The organism is Erythrobacter westpacificensis, from assembly GCF_039542285.1.
Lineage (GTDB): Bacteria > Pseudomonadota > Alphaproteobacteria > Sphingomonadales > Sphingomonadaceae > Alteraurantiacibacter > Alteraurantiacibacter westpacificensis.
The window spans coordinates 390,645-407,971 of sequence record NZ_BAABHV010000009.1 but is presented as its reverse complement, the minus strand read 5'-3'; the positions used below and the strand labels follow the sequence as shown (position 1 = coordinate 407,971).

General features: G+C 65.3%; 16 protein-coding genes and 1 tRNA gene. 8 read left to right on the top strand and 9 right to left on the bottom strand.

Going from position 1 to position 17,327, the window contains the following annotated elements; genetic code table 11:
* Position 1: 1 nt before the first annotated feature.
* The 6 genes from ABFX23_RS06680 to ABFX23_RS06655 form a co-directional block, all read right to left on the bottom strand.
* Complete coding sequence (locus tag ABFX23_RS06680) at positions 2–430, bottom strand: Fur family transcriptional regulator (RefSeq protein ID WP_346032309.1); 429 nt, start codon at positions 428–430, stop codon at positions 2–4.
* Between the two features lie 91 nt (positions 431–521).
* Positions 522–956: a Ros/MucR family transcriptional regulator gene (locus ABFX23_RS06675; RefSeq protein ID WP_346032308.1), complete on the bottom strand. Its 435-nt coding sequence runs from the start codon at positions 954–956 to the stop codon at positions 522–524.
* Between the two features lie 170 nt (positions 957–1,126).
* Positions 1,127–1,582: a GNAT family N-acetyltransferase gene (locus ABFX23_RS06670; protein WP_346032307.1), complete on the bottom strand. Its 456-nt coding sequence runs from the start codon at positions 1,580–1,582 to the stop codon at positions 1,127–1,129.
* Positions 1,579–2,199 (bottom strand): tRNA (adenosine(37)-N6)-threonylcarbamoyltransferase complex dimerization subunit type 1 TsaB, encoded by a 621-nt coding sequence (tsaB, locus tag ABFX23_RS06665; protein ID WP_346032306.1) that lies wholly within the window; start codon positions 2,197–2,199, stop codon positions 1,579–1,581. Before tsaB ends, ABFX23_RS06670 begins: the two co-directional genes overlap by 4 nt.
* A 26-nt stretch (positions 2,200–2,225) precedes the next feature.
* Positions 2,226–2,819 carry a malonic semialdehyde reductase gene (locus ABFX23_RS06660; protein WP_346032305.1) on the bottom strand — a complete coding sequence of 198 codons (594 nt, stop codon included), beginning with the start codon at positions 2,817–2,819 and terminating at the stop codon, positions 2,226–2,228.
* A gap of 78 nt (positions 2,820–2,897) precedes the next feature.
* Positions 2,898–3,479 carry a NifU family protein gene (locus tag ABFX23_RS06655; RefSeq protein WP_120078089.1) on the bottom strand — a complete coding sequence of 194 codons (582 nt, stop codon included), beginning with the start codon at positions 3,477–3,479 and terminating at the stop codon, positions 2,898–2,900.
* Between the two features lie 131 nt (positions 3,480–3,610).
* On the opposite strand from ABFX23_RS06655, the gene ABFX23_RS06650 reads away from it, so the two are divergent.
* From ABFX23_RS06650 to ABFX23_RS06620, 7 genes are all read left to right on the top strand, one after another.
* Positions 3,611–6,550, top strand: a complete 2,940-nt coding sequence (locus ABFX23_RS06650; protein WP_346032304.1) for a M16 family metallopeptidase — start codon at positions 3,611–3,613, stop codon at positions 6,548–6,550.
* Positions 6,551–6,688: 138 nt separating this feature from the next.
* Positions 6,689–8,068, top strand: a complete 1,380-nt coding sequence (locus tag ABFX23_RS06645) for a class II 3-deoxy-7-phosphoheptulonate synthase (protein ID WP_346032303.1) — start codon at positions 6,689–6,691, stop codon at positions 8,066–8,068.
* Between the two features lie 117 nt (positions 8,069–8,185).
* Positions 8,186–9,979, top strand: a complete 1,794-nt coding sequence (locus tag ABFX23_RS06640) for a sensor domain-containing diguanylate cyclase (RefSeq protein WP_346032302.1) — start codon at positions 8,186–8,188, stop codon at positions 9,977–9,979.
* A 104-nt stretch (positions 9,980–10,083) separates the two neighbouring features.
* Entirely contained in the window at positions 10,084–11,343 is a 1,260-nt protein-coding gene (egtB, locus tag ABFX23_RS06635) for an ergothioneine biosynthesis protein EgtB (RefSeq protein WP_346032301.1), read from the top strand.
* On the top strand, positions 11,344–12,330 hold the full coding sequence (gene egtD / locus ABFX23_RS06630; RefSeq protein WP_346032300.1) for an L-histidine N(alpha)-methyltransferase: 987 nt from the start codon (positions 11,344–11,346) through the stop codon (positions 12,328–12,330).
* 45 nt (positions 12,331–12,375) lie between these two features.
* Positions 12,376–13,050 carry a retropepsin-like aspartic protease family protein gene (locus tag ABFX23_RS06625; RefSeq protein ID WP_346032299.1) on the top strand — a complete coding sequence of 225 codons (675 nt, stop codon included), beginning with the start codon at positions 12,376–12,378 and terminating at the stop codon, positions 13,048–13,050.
* 45 nt (positions 13,051–13,095) lie between these two features.
* On the top strand, positions 13,096–14,472 hold the full coding sequence (locus ABFX23_RS06620; protein ID WP_346032298.1) for an MFS transporter: 1,377 nt from the start codon (positions 13,096–13,098) through the stop codon (positions 14,470–14,472).
* A gap of 8 nt (positions 14,473–14,480) precedes the next feature.
* On the opposite strand, the gene ABFX23_RS06615 is transcribed toward ABFX23_RS06620, so the two are convergent.
* Positions 14,481–14,873, bottom strand: coding sequence for a VOC family protein (locus tag ABFX23_RS06615; protein WP_346032297.1), 393 nt, complete (start codon positions 14,871–14,873; stop codon positions 14,481–14,483).
* Between the two features lie 85 nt (positions 14,874–14,958).
* Here ABFX23_RS06615 and ABFX23_RS06610 point away from each other — a divergent pair, with 85 nt between their 5' ends.
* Positions 14,959–16,200 carry a lipopolysaccharide biosynthesis protein gene (locus tag ABFX23_RS06610; RefSeq protein ID WP_346032296.1) on the top strand — a complete coding sequence of 414 codons (1,242 nt, stop codon included), beginning with the start codon at positions 14,959–14,961 and terminating at the stop codon, positions 16,198–16,200.
* 13 nt (positions 16,201–16,213) lie between these two features.
* Here ABFX23_RS06610 and ABFX23_RS06605 read toward each other — a convergent pair.
* Together ABFX23_RS06605 and yghU are read right to left on the bottom strand one after the other, a co-directional pair.
* Positions 16,214–16,288: transfer RNA gene (locus ABFX23_RS06605), tRNA-Gln, on the bottom strand.
* 63 nt (positions 16,289–16,351) lie between these two features.
* Positions 16,352–17,218, bottom strand: a complete 867-nt coding sequence (gene yghU / locus ABFX23_RS06600) for a glutathione-dependent disulfide-bond oxidoreductase (RefSeq protein ID WP_346032295.1) — start codon at positions 17,216–17,218, stop codon at positions 16,352–16,354.
* Between the last annotated feature and the right edge of the window lie 109 nt (positions 17,219–17,327).

Genomic DNA, 17,327 nt, shown 5'->3' with positions numbered 1-17,327 from the left:
CTCAGTTCTTGTCTTCGCGGTCGATCCGCACGCCGTAGAGTTCCATGCGGTGGTCCACGAGGCGATAGCCCAGTTTTTCGGCGATCTGCTTTTGCAGGGCTTCCAGTTCGGGATCGACGAATTCCACGACCTTGCCGGTTTCCACGTCGATCAGGTGATCGTGGTGCGCTTCGGGCGCGGCTTCGTAACGGGCGCGGCCATCGCCGAAATCGTGACGGTCGAGGATGCCGGCCTCCTCGAACAGGCGCACGGTGCGGTAGACGGTGGCGATGGAAATCTTGGGATCGACCGCGCTGGCGCGTTCGTGCACCTTCTCCACGTCCGGATGGTCGGTGCTTTCCGACAGGACCTTTGCGATCACCCGGCGCTGGTCGGTAATCCGCAGGCCACGTTCGGCGCAAAGGGCTTCAAGATCGATCTGCTGGTGCAAGGCTGGTCCCGCATAAAAATGAAAACGCCCCGTAGCCATAGTGGCCCGGGGCGTTTCACTCAAGCTTGGGCCTTCGCCCATCTACAGGCGCTTAGGCAGCCTTCTTGCGGCCGCGCTTCTGACCGGGCTTGCGCCCGAGGCCGATCTTCTTCGCCAGTTCGCGGCGTTTCTCGGCATAGTCGGGGGCGACCATCGGGTAGTCGGCCGGCAAATTCCAGCGCTCGCGATACTCTTCCGGCGTCATGCCGTGATCGGTCATCAGGTGGCGCTTGAGCATCTTCATCTTCTTGCCGTCTTCCAGGCACACGAGATGATCGCTCTTCACCGAGGCGCGCACGGTTACGGCAGGCTCGGGACGTTCTTCGACAGTTTCTTCTGTGCCGAGGCCCGACAGAGCGCCGTAAACGCTCTCGATCAGGCCGGGCAGGGTTTCCCCGTCGACATTGTTGTTGGCGACGTGGGCGGTCACGATGTCTGCTGTCAGCGTGATCAGCATTTCGTTGGCACCGGTTTCGGATGTTTCCATTTGTACCTCGGTATTTTTGGGACCCGTTATTGACCCTTCCTCTTGGCGGGAAGGAAAGGCGGCATTTACGGAATTGCGCGCCGTTCACAAGGTCTTTGAGTTAGAAATACGGGAAAAAGCGTTCGAGAAATGCTTAACGAATTATCATTTCGCTTACTTTGCCTTTTGCTTCAGATATCTTTCGCAAAAGTAATGGCATCCAGCGGGCCGCCAACAGCGCCGCGGTAATAGCCAGCACGGTGACCGATCTTCTCAAAGCCGAATCCGCGATACAAGTGCTCTGCAGGGTTACCGTCGCGCATCTCAAGAAAAACGCGCGTAACGCTGCGATTCCGCGCGCGATCTATAACTTCCTGCAGCAATTGCTTGCCCACGCCCTTGCCGCGATGCTGGGGCAGGACGGCAATCAGCAGGATCTCCTCTTCATCCAGTACCTGCCGCGTCAGGGCAAAGCCGGTGACGCGGTCCGGATCGACGTCTTGCGCGCCTGCTGGATCGATCAGGGTAAAGAACACATTGCGCAGCGTCAGCGAATCCGCCACCTGCCGCCGCGTCCACGCCTCTCCGAAGCGTGGATCGAAGGCGCCTTCCATGACGGCCATGATGGCATCGAGCGCGTCCGTCACCGGCGCTTCTCCGGCAGCTTCGCGTCGGGACCGCGACCATAGATGGGCGCCAAATCCGGCGTCAGCCGCGCGTCGTCGAGGAGATGGGCGTAATTGGCATCCGGCAACAGGTCGAGCGCCAACCTGCCGTCCCCAAGCAGGTCCGCCAGTTCCTGCGCCCGGTTCCCGGCAATTACCGGATGCCGCGCGGCGTTGGCGGCCTCGGCCGGGGGCAGGGAGCGCACCTGGTCCTCGGCGCTCGCATCGGCGGCAAAGTTCTGCACGAAATACTCGCCGTGGCCGCCGTTCATGCACACGGTGACGGCGCGCGGTTGCGCTTGCCCGCTGCGGGCGCGCACCAGTTCCAGCGTAGGATAGCCCAGCACCGGCGCGCCCCATGCCAGTCCCAGCGCGCGGGCAGCGGCAAGACCGATGCGCACGCCTGTAAAACTGCCGGGGCCGAGCGAGACGAGGATATGGTCCGCGCGGCCCTTGTCCGGCAGTTCGGCTATCATCGGCACCAGCCGCTCGGCATGGCCGCGCCCGATGGTCTCGCACCGGCCATCGACCAGCTTCGCATCATCGAACAGGGCCGCCGAGCAAGCCTCCGTCGCACATTCAATCGCAAGCGTTCTCACGCGCCCCGGTTAGGGGGCGTTGGCGATCAGATCAATTGGTTGAAGCGGTCAAAATCCGGGCGCGGGCTGCGATCGAAGATCGTCGTGCGGTCTCCATACCCGATAGAGCAGAGCCAGTCGGCACGGTAACGCGGCTGGTCGGCGAAGAATTCCCTGGTCGTCGCGTCCTGGTCGAAGCCGGACATCGGCCCGCAGTCGAGACCGAGCGAGCGCGCCGCGATCATCAGGTAGGCACCTTGCAGCGCGGAGTTGCGGAAGGCTTGTTCGCGGCGGCCTTCCTCGTCGCCTTCGAACCAGCTTTTCGCATCGGTATGCGGGAACAGCCAGGGCAGTTGCTCGTGGAAGTCGAGGTCGTAACCGATGATCACGCAGACGGGGGCGGTGAGGATTTTCTCCTTGTTGCCTTCCATCGCGTGCTGCGCGAGGCGTTCCTTCGATTCCTTCGACTTGCACCACACGAAGCGGCCGGACTGCTGGTTGGCAGACGTCGGCCCCATCTTCAGCAATTCGTAGATCGCATGGATCTGCTCGTCGGTCACTTCCTTGTCGAGCCAGCCGTTCATGCTGCGCGCTTCGCGGAAGATCAGGTCGAGGTCGGCGTCGGATAGCGTATCGGTCATGTGCGGGGAAATCTCCGGTGAATTGGTTTCACGACCCCAACGCCGAACCCCCGCAATCGTTCAAACGCGTTTTTTCGATCAGGCTGCGCGGACTTCCTGCACTTCCGGCACGTAATGCTTCAGCAGCCCCTCGATTCCGTGCTTCAGCGTGGCGGTGGAACTGGGGCAGCCGGAACAGGCTCCCTGCATGGCAAGGTAGACGACGCCGGAGCGGAACCCGCGATAGCGGATGTCGCCGCCGTCGTTGGCCACGGCGGGGCGAACGCGGGTCTCGATCAGTTCCTTGATCTGGGCCACGATATCCTCGGTCCCCTCGTCATCGCCAAGGTCGGCCTCGTCGGCTTCGGGCGGCACGGAAATGCCGCTGGCATCGCCGCCGGTGAACAGCGGGGCCTGCGATACGAAATGATCGAGCAGCACGGCCACCACCTGCGGCTTCAGGTCCGCCCAGGCGACGCCCGGCGCAGCGGTGACGGAGACGAAATCGCTGCCGAAGAACACGCCGGTCACTTCGCCGGTATCGAACAGCGCCTGCGCCAGCGGGCTGGCCTCGGCCTCCTCCGGCGTGGCGAAATCGCGGGTGCCCGAAGGCATCACCTGCTGCCCCGGAAGGAACTTCAGGGTGGAGGGGTTGGGCGTGGTTTCGGTCTCGATGAACATGGGTGTCGATGTAGGCGCGGGGCAAGGCGCTCGCAAGAGCGGGAACCATGCAGGTGTCGCAAGGCTTTCCGTCATGGTTTAAAGACCACCTATTCACCCTTGCTTCATCGCTTCATGGCCTAAGGGGCAGCATGACCTTACTCTCGCGCATCGCAGGCGCCCTTCTTCCGCTCGCTCTTCTCGCACCGGCCCCTGCGCTGGCGCAGTATCAGGCCAGTTGCACCATCACCGCCACGGCGGAAGATGCGCCCCGATATGCAGAGCCGGACGATCCGTGGATCTATCGCGGCACCGATATCCCCATCGATACGCAGTGGCTGTTCGGCGAACTGCCCAATGGTGTGCGCTATGCCGTGCGCCAGAACGGCGTGCCGCCGTGCCAGATGTCCCTGCGCGTCGCGATCGATGCGGGCTCCATCCACGAGCGCGAGGAAGAGCGCGGCTTTGCCCACCTGGTGGAGCACCTCGTGTTCCGCGAGTCGGTCTATTTCGGCCCCGGCGAGGCGATCCCGCATTTCCAGCGGCAGGGCGCGGCGCTGGGCAACGATACCAACGCCACCACCAGCCCGACGCAGACGGTCTACAAGCTGGACCTGCCCAATGCCACGCGATCCAGCATGGACGATGCCGTGCGCCTGTTCACCGGCATGGTGACGCAGCCGACGCTATCGGCGCAGAACGTGGCGACGGACGTACCCATCGTCCTGTCCGAGCGGCGAGAACGTGCAGGCCCGGCCCGCCGCGTGCAGGAAGCCGTCACCGCCACGCTGTTCTCGGGCCAGCGCCTTGCCAGCCGCAGCCCCATCGGCACGGTCGAAACGCTGGAAGGCGCAACGGCAGAGGCCGTGCAGGCCTTTCACCAGCGCTGGTACCGGCCCGAAAATGCCACCGTCGTCCTCGTCGGCGATGCTGACGTGCAGGTGCTGGCCGCGATGGTGGAGAAGCACTTCGCCGACTGGGACGTGCCGGGCGAGCCCGCACCGGCTCCCGATTTTGGCGATCCCGTCGCGCCTCCCGGTGCCGACCCGGACAATCCCGTGGGGGAAGTGAACATCGTTGTCGAACCCGGCCAGACCCGCACGCTGACCTTCGCCGTCATGCGCCCGTGGGTGCAGGTGATCGACAACCTCGAATACAACCGCCGCAACCTGCTGATGCAGGTCGCCGCCGCCGTGGTGAACCGGCGGCTGGAAAACCGCGCGCGGGCCGGTGGCAGCTACCTTGCCGCCTCCGTGGGCCGCGAAAAGGTGAGCCGCACGGTCGACGGTACTTTCGTGTCGGTCACGCCGTCTGGAGAGAACTGGGAGTCCGCGCTGGCGGACGTGCGCGGGGTGATTGCCGATGCCCTGGCGCAGCCGCCCAGCCAGGCGGAGATCGACCAGGCCGTGGCCCTGTTCGATGTGGCTTTCGTGGACATGGTGGAGCAATCGCGCATCCAGGCCGGATCGCAACTGGCGGACCAGATCACGCAGGCCGTAGACATTCGCGAGGCCGTGGCGAGTCCCGAGACCTTCCTCGAGGTCTTCCGCTCCATCAGCGAACGCTTCACGCCCGCGCAGGTGCAGGAAGCGACGCAGGCATTGTTCGATGGCGAGGTGATCCGCGCGATCATGCTCACCCCCGATCCCATGGACGCGAACGAGCAGGAACTGCGCGCCGCGCTGCAATCGCCCGCCGTGGCACTGGCCGGTGGCCGGGACGATGCGGAACCCATCGATTTTGCCGACCTGCCGCCGATCGGCGATCCCGCGCTGCCATCGCTGCGCGAACCGCTGGGCGTGCTGGACGTGGAGCGGCTGGAATTCGAGAACGGCGTTCGCGCCCTGCTGTTCAGCCGCAACAACGAGCCGGGCCGCGTCACCGTGCGGGTCCGCTTCGGTGCTGGCTGGCGCGGGTTCGAGAAAGACGAGGCGGCCTATGCCCACCTCGCGCCCAGCGCGCTGGTGAATTCCGGCGTCGGCCCGCTGGACCAGAACGACCTCGACCGCGCGGCGGCAGGCAGCAAGCTGGGCTTCGATTTCCGCATCGAGGACGGCGCCTTCGTGTTCGAGGGGCTGACCCGGCAGGAAGACCTCGCCAACCAGCTTTACCTGTTCGCGGCCAAACTGCAGATGCCCGGCTGGGATCCTGCTCCCTTCGAGCGGGCCAAGGCCAGTGCGCTGCTGGGCTACGAATCCTACAGCCGTGATCCCAACGGCGTGCTCAACCGCGATCTCGACTGGCTGCTGCGCGACCGCGATCCGCGTTTCGTTACGCCGGGGCCGGACTTGATCGAGGATGCAACGGCGGAAGGTTTCCGTCGCACGTGGTCACGCCTGCTCTCGCAAGGTCCGGTGGAAGTCGCCGTCTTCGGCGATATCAACCGCGAGGAAACCATCCAGGCCCTGTCGCGCACGTTCGGGGCGCTCGATCCGCGCATGCCGCTGGCGCCCGAAGTGGCCAATCGCCCGCTCGAATTCCCCGAGCTGGGGGCAGGGCCGGTGCGCCTGACGCACGAGGGCGACCCCGATCAGGCCGCCGCTGTCATCGCCTGGCCCACGGCGGGCGGGTCCGGCGGGCTGGTGCAGAGCCGCAAGCTGGACCTGCTCTCGCAAGTCTTCTCCAACCGCCTGATGGATAACCTGCGCGAGCGGGCAGGCGCGGCCTATGCGCCCTTCGTCACCTCCAGCTGGCCGCTGGACACGCAGAGCGGCGGACTGGTGTTCGCCCTCGCGCAGATCGATCCCGCGCTGGTGCCCGCATTTTATGACGAGGCCGAGACCATCGTTGCCGACCTTGCCGAGAACGGCCCGACACCGGACGAGCTTGCCCGCGTGGTGGAGCCGATCCGGCAGCGTATCGAGCGCGCCAGTACCGGCCACACCTTCTGGCTGAACCAGCTGGAAGGCGCGGCCTTCGACCCGAACCGCGCGATCTACCTGCAATCGCTCTACAGCGACTATTCCAACGCCACGCCGGAAGAGATGCAGGCGCTGGCGCAGCGATACCTCGTCGCGCGGCCGGGCTTGCGGATTTCGGTGTTGCCAGAGGGTGCGGGCGCAGGCGCCGGGCAGATGACATCCGGGCGCTGAACCCGCTCGCTTGGCCCGCGTCCGTTTCTCAAGTAACCTTTGCGCCCTGCGGAACCGGGCTGTAGGAGCCGTGTCTCCCCAGCAAAATGGAAACTGATCGCCCGGCGGGGAGCGGGCGCGCATGGACGAGTAGAATACGTGGCACAGAACTGGACACCCGAGAGCTGGAAGCAGGACCGTTTCACCGCGAAGCACCTGCCCAAGTACGAAGACGCGGACGCGCTGGCCGAGGCCGAGCGCACGCTGGCAGGGTTTCCGCCGCTGGTATTTGCTGGCGAGGCGCGCAATTTGAAGGCCGACCTCGCGCAGGTGGCTGCGGGCCAGGCCTTCCTGGTGCAGGGCGGCGACTGTGCGGAAAGCTTCGCCGAATTCTCGCCCAACAATATCCGCGATACCTTCCGCGTGATCCTGCAGATGGCCGCCGTGCTGACTTTCGCCAGCAAGATGCCGGTGGTGAAAGTGGGCCGCATGGCCGGGCAGTTCGCCAAGCCGCGCAGCAGTGACACCGAGACGCAGGGCGACATGACGCTGCCGAGCTACTTCGGTGACAATGTGAACGGCATCGACTTCAGCCCCGAATCGCGCCGCAACGATCCGCAGCGGATGTTGCGTGCCTATTCGCAGGCTGCCGCCACGCTGAACCTGCTTCGCGCCTTTGCCGGGGGCGGCTATGCCAACCTGCGGCAGGTGCACCAGTGGACGCTGGATTTCATGGATCGCAGCGCCTGGACCAGCGAGTTCAAGCAGATCGCGGACCGCATCGGCGAGGCGCTCGATTTCATCGAGGCATGCGGCATCGATATTGAGGAGCAGCAGTCGCTCAAGACCGCGACGTTCTACACCAGCCACGAGGCGCTGCTGCTGCCCTACGAGCAGGCGATGACCCGCAAGGACTCGCTCACCGGCGACTGGTACGACACCTCCGCCCACATGCTGTGGATCGGCGATCGCACCCGCTTCATCGATTCCGCCCACGTGGAATTCCTGCGCGGCGTGAACAATCCGATCGGCGTGAAGTGTGGCCCCTCGCTGGAGCCGGACGCGCTGCTGAAGATGCTCGACGTGCTGAACCCGGCGCGCGAGCCGGGGCGCATCACGCTCATCAGCCGCTTCGGCGCGGGCAAGGTGGAAGAGGGCCTGCCGCCGCTGGTGCGCGCGATCGAGCGCGAGGGGCAGCCGGTGGTGTGGAGCTGCGACCCGATGCACGGCAACGTCATCAAGTCCGACAGCGGTTACAAGACCCGCCCGTTCGACCGCATCCTGTCCGAAGTGCGCGGCTTTTTCGCCGTGCACCGCGCGGAAGGCACCCATGCCGGCGGCATCCACGTGGAAATGACCGGGCAGGACGTGACCGAGTGCACCGGCGGGGCCGTTGCCATCACCGACGAGGGACTGGCCGATCGCTACCACACGCACTGCGACCCGCGCCTCAATGCCGCGCAGTCGCTGGAACTGTCGTTCCTGCTGGCAGAGATGATCAACCTGGAACTAGGCGAAGCGCGCGAAGCGGCGGAATAACGTTCCCGGATAGGGTGTTATCCCTATCCGGTCGTGGCGCGTCCGCTTACTCCTGAACCCTAAGGCATCCCCATCGCTATGCATGGGGAGCAGCCAAAGGTGCATGTCTGGCGCGCATTGCGCGAACCTGTTCTGGCAGGGGTGATCTGGTCGCTGACGGCGCTCGGCTGCCTTGCCTTGCGCGATGCCTTGGGCGGGGTGATCCTCGTCTGGGTGCCTTCGGGCGTGGCGGTCGCCGCTTTCTACGTGGTGCGGAAAAGGCACTGGGCCGTGCTGGCGCTGGCCATGCTGCCGATACAGGCCGCCACGATCTGGAGCGCGGGCATCCCGCTGGCCGAAGCGATCGTCTATTCCATTTCCAGCGTCGTGCAGTCCGCCATCATCGCCAGCCTCAGCACCATGGCGCTGGGCGGGCGCAGCCAGGTGCCGCGCAAGTTCCGGCAACTGGGCGGAGCCTTCGCGGCGGCCATCGCGGGATGCCTTGCCGGCGCGCTGATCGCCATTCCGTTCCGCGCAGAGCAGACCGTCGGGGAATTCTCGTGGTGGTTCATGGCGAATGTCCATGCCGTCATCATCTTCTCCCCGATCCTGCTAAACCTGGTGCGCAAGCTGACTGCGCGCGGAAACGATGTTGCGCGTTCGGGCGTCGAGCCTTCGCTCTACCCGCTGCTGCTCGCCTGCGCGGGGCTGGCCATGCTCGCCCTGCAAATCTCGCAGGTCACGCTGATGCCGCTGCTGGTGGCGGCCATGGTGATGATTGCCGTGCGCTATGGACAGGTGGCCAGCCTGCTGGTCGTGCTGGTCTACGCCGTGTGCGCCACGGCGCTCAGTATCTTTGCGGGCTCGCCGATGCCCCACCTCGGCGTGGGCGCAGGGGAGGCCACGCTGGTGTTCCAGACCTGGATGCTGACCATGCTCGCAACCGCCCTTCCGATCGCCGCCGCCCTGATGAAACGCCAGCAGTTGCAGCGCGAGCTGATCGCCCGCAACCGGGAGATGCGCGAAAGCCTCACCTTGTTCGACCTTGCGGAAGAAACCGCTTCCATCGGGCGTTGGCGCCTCGATCTGGTGACGGGAGAACAGGACTGGTCGCCCAAGATGCTGGAAATGAATGGCCTGCCGCGCTCCCTCGCGCCCGATCCCGGCGACCTGCGCCATCGCCTGCCCGACGGTGGCAGCGAGGTTTTCGGCCAGATTGCCAGGAACAAGGAGACGCTGGGCACCTACACCTTCACCTATCGCATCAGGCCGACGAACGAGCTGGAGCGGGTGCTGCGCATGACGATGCTGAACGAATTCGATCAACGCGGCAAACGCACCGCGGTGTTCGGTGTGGCGATGGACGTGACCGAGCAGGTGCGCCGGGAGGAAGCCCTCGATACCGCCCGCAGCCGGGCCATGCGGCTCGCTACCGAGGCACAGAAACTGGCCAACACAGATCCGCTGACCGGACTGCCCAACAGGCGTTGCACCTTTTCAAAGCTCGACAGCATGTCCCTGGTTGCAGAGAACTGCGGCAGCCCCCTGAGCGCGATGCTGTTCGATATCGACTACTTCAAGTCGGTGAACGACACCTACGGCCACCAGGTGGGCGACGAGGTGATCCAGCGGGTCGCCGAGATCGCCCGCGCGCAATCGCGCAAGGGTGACGTGGTGGGGCGCATCGGCGGCGAGGAATTCGTGTGGCTGATCGCGGGCACGCAGGAAAGCGCGGCGCGGCTGCTGGCAGAACGCCTGCGGCAGGCGGTCGAGCAGGGCTTTACCGGCACCCGCCTGCCCAGCGTGACGATCAGCGTGGGACTGGCCTATTTCCGCCCCGGAGACGATTGCGAAAGCCTTCTCGCCCGCGCCGATGCGGCGCTTTACGAAGCCAAAGGCTCCGGGCGCAACCGGGTCCAGCGCGCCGCCTGACGTCTCGCTTTCGGGATATTTTGTTCGGAACAGGGGTTTTAATCGGAAACCCGATAGGCCATTCGTTCGTAGGACGTTCACAGATCGTCTTCCGGGAGAGGGCCTTGTCTCAGACCAGTACCCGCCAGATTTTTGACCGGCCTTCCTCTCTGGCAGACCGTTTCGCCGCCACGCGCGCCGTGATGGAGGGCTTGCTCGAACCATTGAGCGAGGCCGATGCCACCATCCAGTCGATGGAAGATGCCTCGCCTGCGAAGTGGCATGCCGCGCACACCACGTGGTTCTGGGAAACCTTCCTGCTGCGCGATCACGTGCCGGGTTATCGCCTGTTCGACGAGCGGTGGCCCTTCCTGTTCAATTCCTATTACGAGGCCGAGGGCGAGCGGATCATGCGCGGCAACCGCGGCCTGGTGACGCGGCCCACGCTGTCGCAGGTGCTCGAATGGCGGGCCCATGTGAACGAGGCGATGCAGCCGCTGATGGCGGACGAGCGTTGCACGGACCTGATCGAGCTGGGCATCGCGCACGAACAGCAGCACATCGAATTGCTGCTGACCGATATCAAGCACGCCTTTTCCAGGAACCCGCTCGGCCCCGCGATCTGGGACAGGCAGCCCAAGGCGCGGCCCGCGCAGCAGGACGGCTGGATCGAGCATCCCGGCGGGATTGCCCGCGTGGGCCACCAGTCCGATGGTTTCGCCTTCGACAATGAAGGCCCCGCGCACCGCGTGCTGCTGGAACCCTTCGCGCTGTCGCGCCGCCTCGTCACAAACGGCGAATGGGCGCAGTTCATCGCCGACGGCGGCTATAAGGACCATCGCCTGTGGCTGTCAGATGCCTGGGCCTGGCTCGATCGTTGCAACATTTCCGCGCCGCTCTACTGGCGTGAGGGCGAGCATTTCACCCATGCCGGGTGGCAGGAGCGCGATCCCGATGCGCCGGTGTCGCACATTTCCTATTACGAGGCCGATGCCTTCGCTTCGTGGGCGGGATGCCGCCTGCCGACCGAGTTCGAGTGGGAAGCCGTGGCCCGCGGGCAGGACGCGCCGGAGACGGACCAGCGTTTCGATGCCGCTGCGGGCAACCAGCTCGATACCGCCGCGCCGCCGCTGCCGGTGGGCACGGGCGAATTGTTCGGCGACGTATGGCAGTTCACCCGTTCCGGCTACCTGCCCTATCCGCGCTTCAAGCCCGCCGAAGGCGCGGTGGGTGAGTACAACGGCAAGTTCATGGCCGGGCAGTGGGTGCTGAAAGGCGCCAGTTGCGTCACCGTGCGCGGCCACTCGCGGGCGAGTTATCGAAATTTCTTCTACCCCCAGCAACGCTGGCAATTCACCGGCCTGCGGCTGGCAAAGGACCTCTAAATGGCGAACTCTCAGGGAATCCAGCTCGTCGACCTGGACGAGCAGGGGATCGACCGTGCCTTCCGCGCCGACGTGCTGGCGGGCCTCGCGCAGGAGCAGAAGGCCATTCCCGCGCGCTGGCTCTATGACGATGCCGGATCGCAGTTGTTCGAGGACATCACGCAAGTCCCCGAGTACTATCCCACGCGGGCGGAGACCGAGATCCTGGAAAACCGTGGCGAGGAATTCGCCGAAGCCATCGGGGCGGGCCGCGCTGTCGTGGAATTCGGCTCAGGTTCCTCGGTCAAGACGCCGCTGCTGCTGAAGGCGATAGAGCCGGGCGCTTACGTACCGCTCGACATCGCAGGCGATTTCCTGCGCGCTGCGGCAGCCGACCTGTCCGCCAAGTTTCCCGGCCTGCCGGTCCATCCGGTGGAGGCCGACTTCACGAAGAAGGTGGAGCTTCCCGCCGAAGTGGCTGACATGCCCAAGCTCGGCTTCTTCCCCGGCTCCACCATCGGCAACATGGTGCCGCGCACGGCAGTGGACCTGCTGCGCTCCATGCGCGAGACGCTGAGCGACAGGGCCAAGCTGCTGATCGGCATGGACCTGATCAAGGACCGCAAGGTGCTGGAAGCGGCATACGACGATGCGGCAGGCGTGACTGCGGAGTTCAACCTCAACCTGCTGCGCCGTATCAACCGCGAACTGGACGGCACCATCCCGGTGGATAAATTCCACCACGAGGCGCGCTGGAACGACACTTTCGCCCGCATCGAGATGCACGCCGTTGCCGATGCCGACGTCGAATTCGCCGTGGCGGGCCAGACCTTTGCCATGCAGGCGGGCGAGACGATCCACACCGAAAACAGCCACAAGTTCGACGTGCGCAGCGCCAATACCCTGTTGCTGGCCGGGCACTGGACGCCCGTCGCCCGCTGGACCGATGCGGAAGGCCGGTTCTCCGTCATCCTTGCCGAGGCGACGATAAAGCGCCCCGCGCCCTGAGATCGTTCTTAACAAATTCAGGCGACGCACCCTATATTGCTTGTCATGGACGTTGCCGCCATCTTCGATCAGCTTGCCATGATGATCCGCGAGATTCCGCAATCGGGCCTGCTGATGGCCGCGGTGGCGGCAATGGTGGCTGGCGTTCTTGGCTCCCTGCTCCTTTCACGCGTGCCTGCGCTGGGCCGGCTGCTGCGCTATGCCAGCACGCTGACTCTGGTGGGCGTGCTGGTGCTGGTGGTGCTGCAACTCTCGCGGCTGGATCCGCGCTTTTCGATGGCCGTCCCCGAACTGGGCCTGCCCGAACAGGTGGTGCAGGGCGGTGAAACCCGCGTGCCCCTGTCGCGCGACGGGCACTATTGGCTGGAGGCAGAGGTCAACGGTAAGCGGTTTCCCTTCATGGTCGATACCGGCGCAACGCTGACCGCCGTCAGTCAGGAAACGGCCGAGGCCGCCGGGCTGGAAGCGCGCGACGGCGGCCTGCCCATCCGCCTGCAAACCGCCAACGGCACCGTCGCCGCCCACCTTACCAGCATCGAGAGCCTGCGCTTCGGCAACGTGGCGGCGAACGGTCTCGACGCGGTGATCGCGCCGGGGCTGGGCGAGACCAACGTGATCGGCATGAACCTGCTGTCTCGCCTTGCCAGCGTGCGCATCGAGCAGGGCGAGCTCATCCTCGTCCCCAACAACCCGCAGCCCGCGCTGGAAAGCGCCCGTTGACGTAAGCTTCGGACATCGTCAATCTCCCGCATCGAGGGAGAGGACATGGCCAGCATAAACGCCAGCACCGGCGAACGCGCGCGTTTCGACGTTGCCGAATACATCGACAATCGGCCCGTGGGGAAACGCGAGATAGCGACACTGGTGATCGTCTCCATCGTGCTGTTCCTCGATGGTTTCGACATGTATTTCCTCGGCAAGATCCTGCCCGCCATTGCCGAGGGGCTGGGCGGCACGTCGGTCGATATGGCGCCGGTCGTGAATTACCAGCAGATCGGCATGGCGATCGGCGCCTTCATCATGCCGCCGCTGGCCGACCGCATCGGCCGAAAGCCGGTGCTGGGGCTGTGCCTTTCGGTGTTCGGATCGCTGACCCTGTGGGCCGCGTGGGCCACCAGTTTCGACATGCTCGCGATCCTGCGCGGCGTTGCCGGCATCTTCTTTTCCGCGATGCTGCCCGTCGGCCTCGCCCTGCTATCGGAAAGCACGCCCAAGAAACGGCGCGCGCTGTTCATGTCTATTGCGCTGGTGTGCTTTTCCGGCGGCAACCTGGGCAGCGGGATCATGGTGAACCAGTTTCTGGACGAACTGGGCTGGGAGGGATTCTTCATCGTCGGCGGCGTGGTGCCGCTGGCGGCGTTGCTGTTCCTGCTGTTCATCCCCGAAAGCCTGTCGTTCCGCGTCAACCGCAACGGCCGCGACCCGCGCATTGCCGAGGCGATCCGTCGGCGCAATCCCGAGGTGCAACTGGCCGACGACACCGAGTTCTACATGGGCGACCAGGCGGAAGTCTCGAAATACGGGCCGCTCGCCATGTTCGGCTCGCGCTACCGGGTGCAGACCATCCTGCTGTTCGCGCTGTGCTTCTTCAGCCTCGGCAACATCGCCCTGCTGGCGAATTACCTCGCCACCTTCCTGTACGAATTTGCCGATCTCTCGCTGGAGACCTTCGCCTTCTACATGATCATCGGATACTTCGGCGGCGCGTCGGGAACGCTGGTGATGGGCTGGCTGATGGACCGGATGAACCCCTACTGGCTGATTACCGCCTACTTCGTGGTCGATGCCGTTGCGATCTTCTCGCTGGGCCAGATCCCGCCGCAGCTCGCCGTGGCCTTCGTCACCGCGCTGGTGGTGTGGAACTTCGCGCAGGTCGGCGGGCAGACCGGCATCAACAACCTCGCGACGCTCAGCTACCCGCCCGAAATGCGCTCCAGCGGGATCGGCTGGGCTGGCGGTTTCGGGCGGCTGGGCGGCATCGCCTTCCCGGCATTGGGCGGACTGGCGCTGGCGGCCGCCATGCCGCTGGAAATGATCATGACGGTAACGGCCATCCCGGCTCTGGTGATCGCCGCGCTCGTATTCGCGCTGGGCGTGGTAAACGGCGGCGTGATCGGGGGGCGGCAGGGCGCCAAGGCGTAAGAGCCGCTTCAGCCGAGCGGCTGCACCAGCTCGATCTCGTGCCCCTGCGGTGATTTCAGCATCGAGACGAGCACACCGCCCACGTCGAGCGGGTCCATCAGGGATGTCGCGCCAGATGCCAGCGCATGGGCATGGCTGGCCGCGATATCGTCGCAGACCAGCCCCACGGGCCCGTGGCCCGGCCCCACGGAAACGTCGCGCGCCGGCTTGCTCTCCACCAGCATCAGGCTCGGTCCGGCCTCGGCCTGTCCGGGCAGCGCCATGATGTGTTCGACGAAGCTGTCCTCGTCGTAGGTCTGCGTCACGGCGAACCCGAAGGCGTCTTCCCAGAAGGCGCGGGCTTCGTCGGCATCGGGCACGTTCAGCTTGAAGAAGGCCAGCCGGGCCGTGGGTATCGTCATCGTCGTGTCTCCCCTCCCGCCGACATCTGCCGCGCGCAGTTGGCTTTTGCAATTCCCGTCGCCGTGGGGCAGGGGCGGAGGCATCATGATGCGTCGTGCGCTACAGAACACCGGCTGGCTGATGGGCGCGCGCGGAATCAATGCGGTGCTCAGCCTTGTCTACCTCGCGCTAGCGACGCGGGCGCTGGGGCTGGAGGGCTTCGGCCAGTTCGTGATCGCCTTCACCTTCGCGCAGCTCGTGGTGGGCTTCACCAGCTTCCAGACGTGGCAGGCGGTCGTGCGCTGGGGACAGGACGAGGACGGGCGCAATACCGCGACAGGCTATGCCCTCGCGCTGGATGCGGTGACGGTAATGGTGGGCACGCTTGCCGCCGCACTCATTCTCGCATTGGCCGGGGACTGGCTGCCGATCCCGCCCGATTTGCGGCTGCCGACCTTCCTGTTCACATTCGTCTCGCTCCTCTCGATCCGCTCGACCCCCACGGGCCTCTTGCGCGTGCACGACAGGTACGCGCGCGCCGCCGCCGCTGACGCCACTACCAGCGTGATGCGCGCCGTGGGCGCTGCCGTGGTTGCCTTCACAGCGCCCAGCATCGCCGCCTTCCTCGTCGTCTGGGGCATTGCCGAGATTGCCACGGCCGCGATGTACTGGCGCATGGCCGGGCAGACCGAGACGATCCGCTGGCGCCGCTTCAGCCTCACCCGCCTGCCGAAAGAGCAGGCCGCGCTGACGGGCGGAACCTGGAGCTTCGTGATCGGCACCTCGCTCACCGGGATGCTCACCATCGCCAGCCGTCAGCTGCTGGTGCTGCTGGTGGGCGCGTTCGGCGGCGCGGCGCTGGCGGGGATTTACCGCGTGGCGGCGCAGCTGGGCGAGGGGCTGCTGAAGCTGGCGCAGGCGCTGCTGCGCGCCGTCTACCCCGAACTGGTGCGCAATCCCGAAAGCGCGCGCAAGCTTGCGGGCAAGATGACGAAGCTCGCTGTCGGCACCGGCGTGGTGGTGGTGGGCTTCGGCCTCGTCGCGGGCGAGTGGATCATCGTCGCCATCGCAGGCAGCGCCTTCCTTGCCGCCTACTGGCCGATGATCATCCTCGCCGCCGCCGCCGCGCTGGAACTGGCAGGGGCCAGTCTGGAGGCGTTGCTGCTGGCGCATGGCAAGGCGATCACCAATTTCCTGCTGCGCGGCATTCCGACGGCGATCGGCCTCGTCGCGCTGCCGTGGCTTGTCGACTGGCTGGGCGCGGCAGGCGCGGCGCTTGTAGTGCTGGGCACGAGCGTCTTCGCCGTCACCGGCTTCGTGCTGGCGACGCGGCGGGGTGTCGGCTGAGATCAGGGATGGATGGCTGGGGTGGCAGGGATCGAACCTGCGAATGTCGGTACCAAAAACCGATGCCTTACCACTTGGCTACACCCCAGCAGGAGGGCGCTCATATAGCGGGCCGCGCGCGCGGCGCAACCCGCCCTTTTTGGCTATATCCTCACACGTCGGCGCGCTTGCGCACGCGATCGAACAGGCTCTTGTCCTCGACATTGCCGAAATCGGCGGCGCTGTGGCGTTCGGGCATGGCCTTGGTGTTCACCAGCCGCCCACGGATCGCGGCGGGGCGGGCGTCGATTTCCTTCACCCAGCGGCCCACGTTCTCGTATTCGTGCAGCGATAGAAACCTGTCCGATCCGCTGTAGGCGCCGTGGTAGAGGTTGCCCAACCACGGGTAGGCGGCGATATCGGCGATGGTCAGCTCGTCACCGGCCAGGAAATTGGTCTTCGCCAGCTGGTTGTTGGCCACGTCGAAGATGCGCTTCGTTTCCATCGCGTAGCGGTTGATCGGGTATTCGTATTTCTCGGGCGCATATTCGTAGAAGTGGCCGAAGCCGCCGCCGATGAAGGGCGCGGTGCCGATCTGCCAGCTCAGCCAGCTCAAGGTTTCGGCGCGGGCCGGGTTGGTCTTCGGCAGCAGGTAATCGAACTTCTCCGCCAGGTGCTGCAGGATCGCGCCGCCTTCGAACACCCGGAAAGGCGTGTCGCCGGAACGGTCCACCAGCGCGGGGATCTTGGAATTCGGGTTGATATCGACAAAGCCGGACCAGAATTGCTCGCCTTTGGAAATGTCGATCTTCCATGCATCGTATTCCGCCTCGGCATAGCCGCGTTCCAGCAGTTCCTCGAACATGATGGTGACTTTCACGCCGTTGGGCGTGCCCAGAGAATAGAGCTGGAAGGGATGCTCGCCCACCGGCAGGTCCTTCTGCACCCGTGCGCCGGCCGTGGGACGATTGATGCCGGAGAACTGCCCGCCGCTTTCCGTCGGCTGCCAGACTTCGGGCGGGGTGTAGACATCGGACATCAATATTCTCCTGCAATCGGGTGTTGGCGCGCAACATGGGTCGTGGGCGCGGGTGCTGCAAGAAAGCTATGCTTGGGAAAGGGGCAAGCCGCGCTTTCGCGTCGGCGAT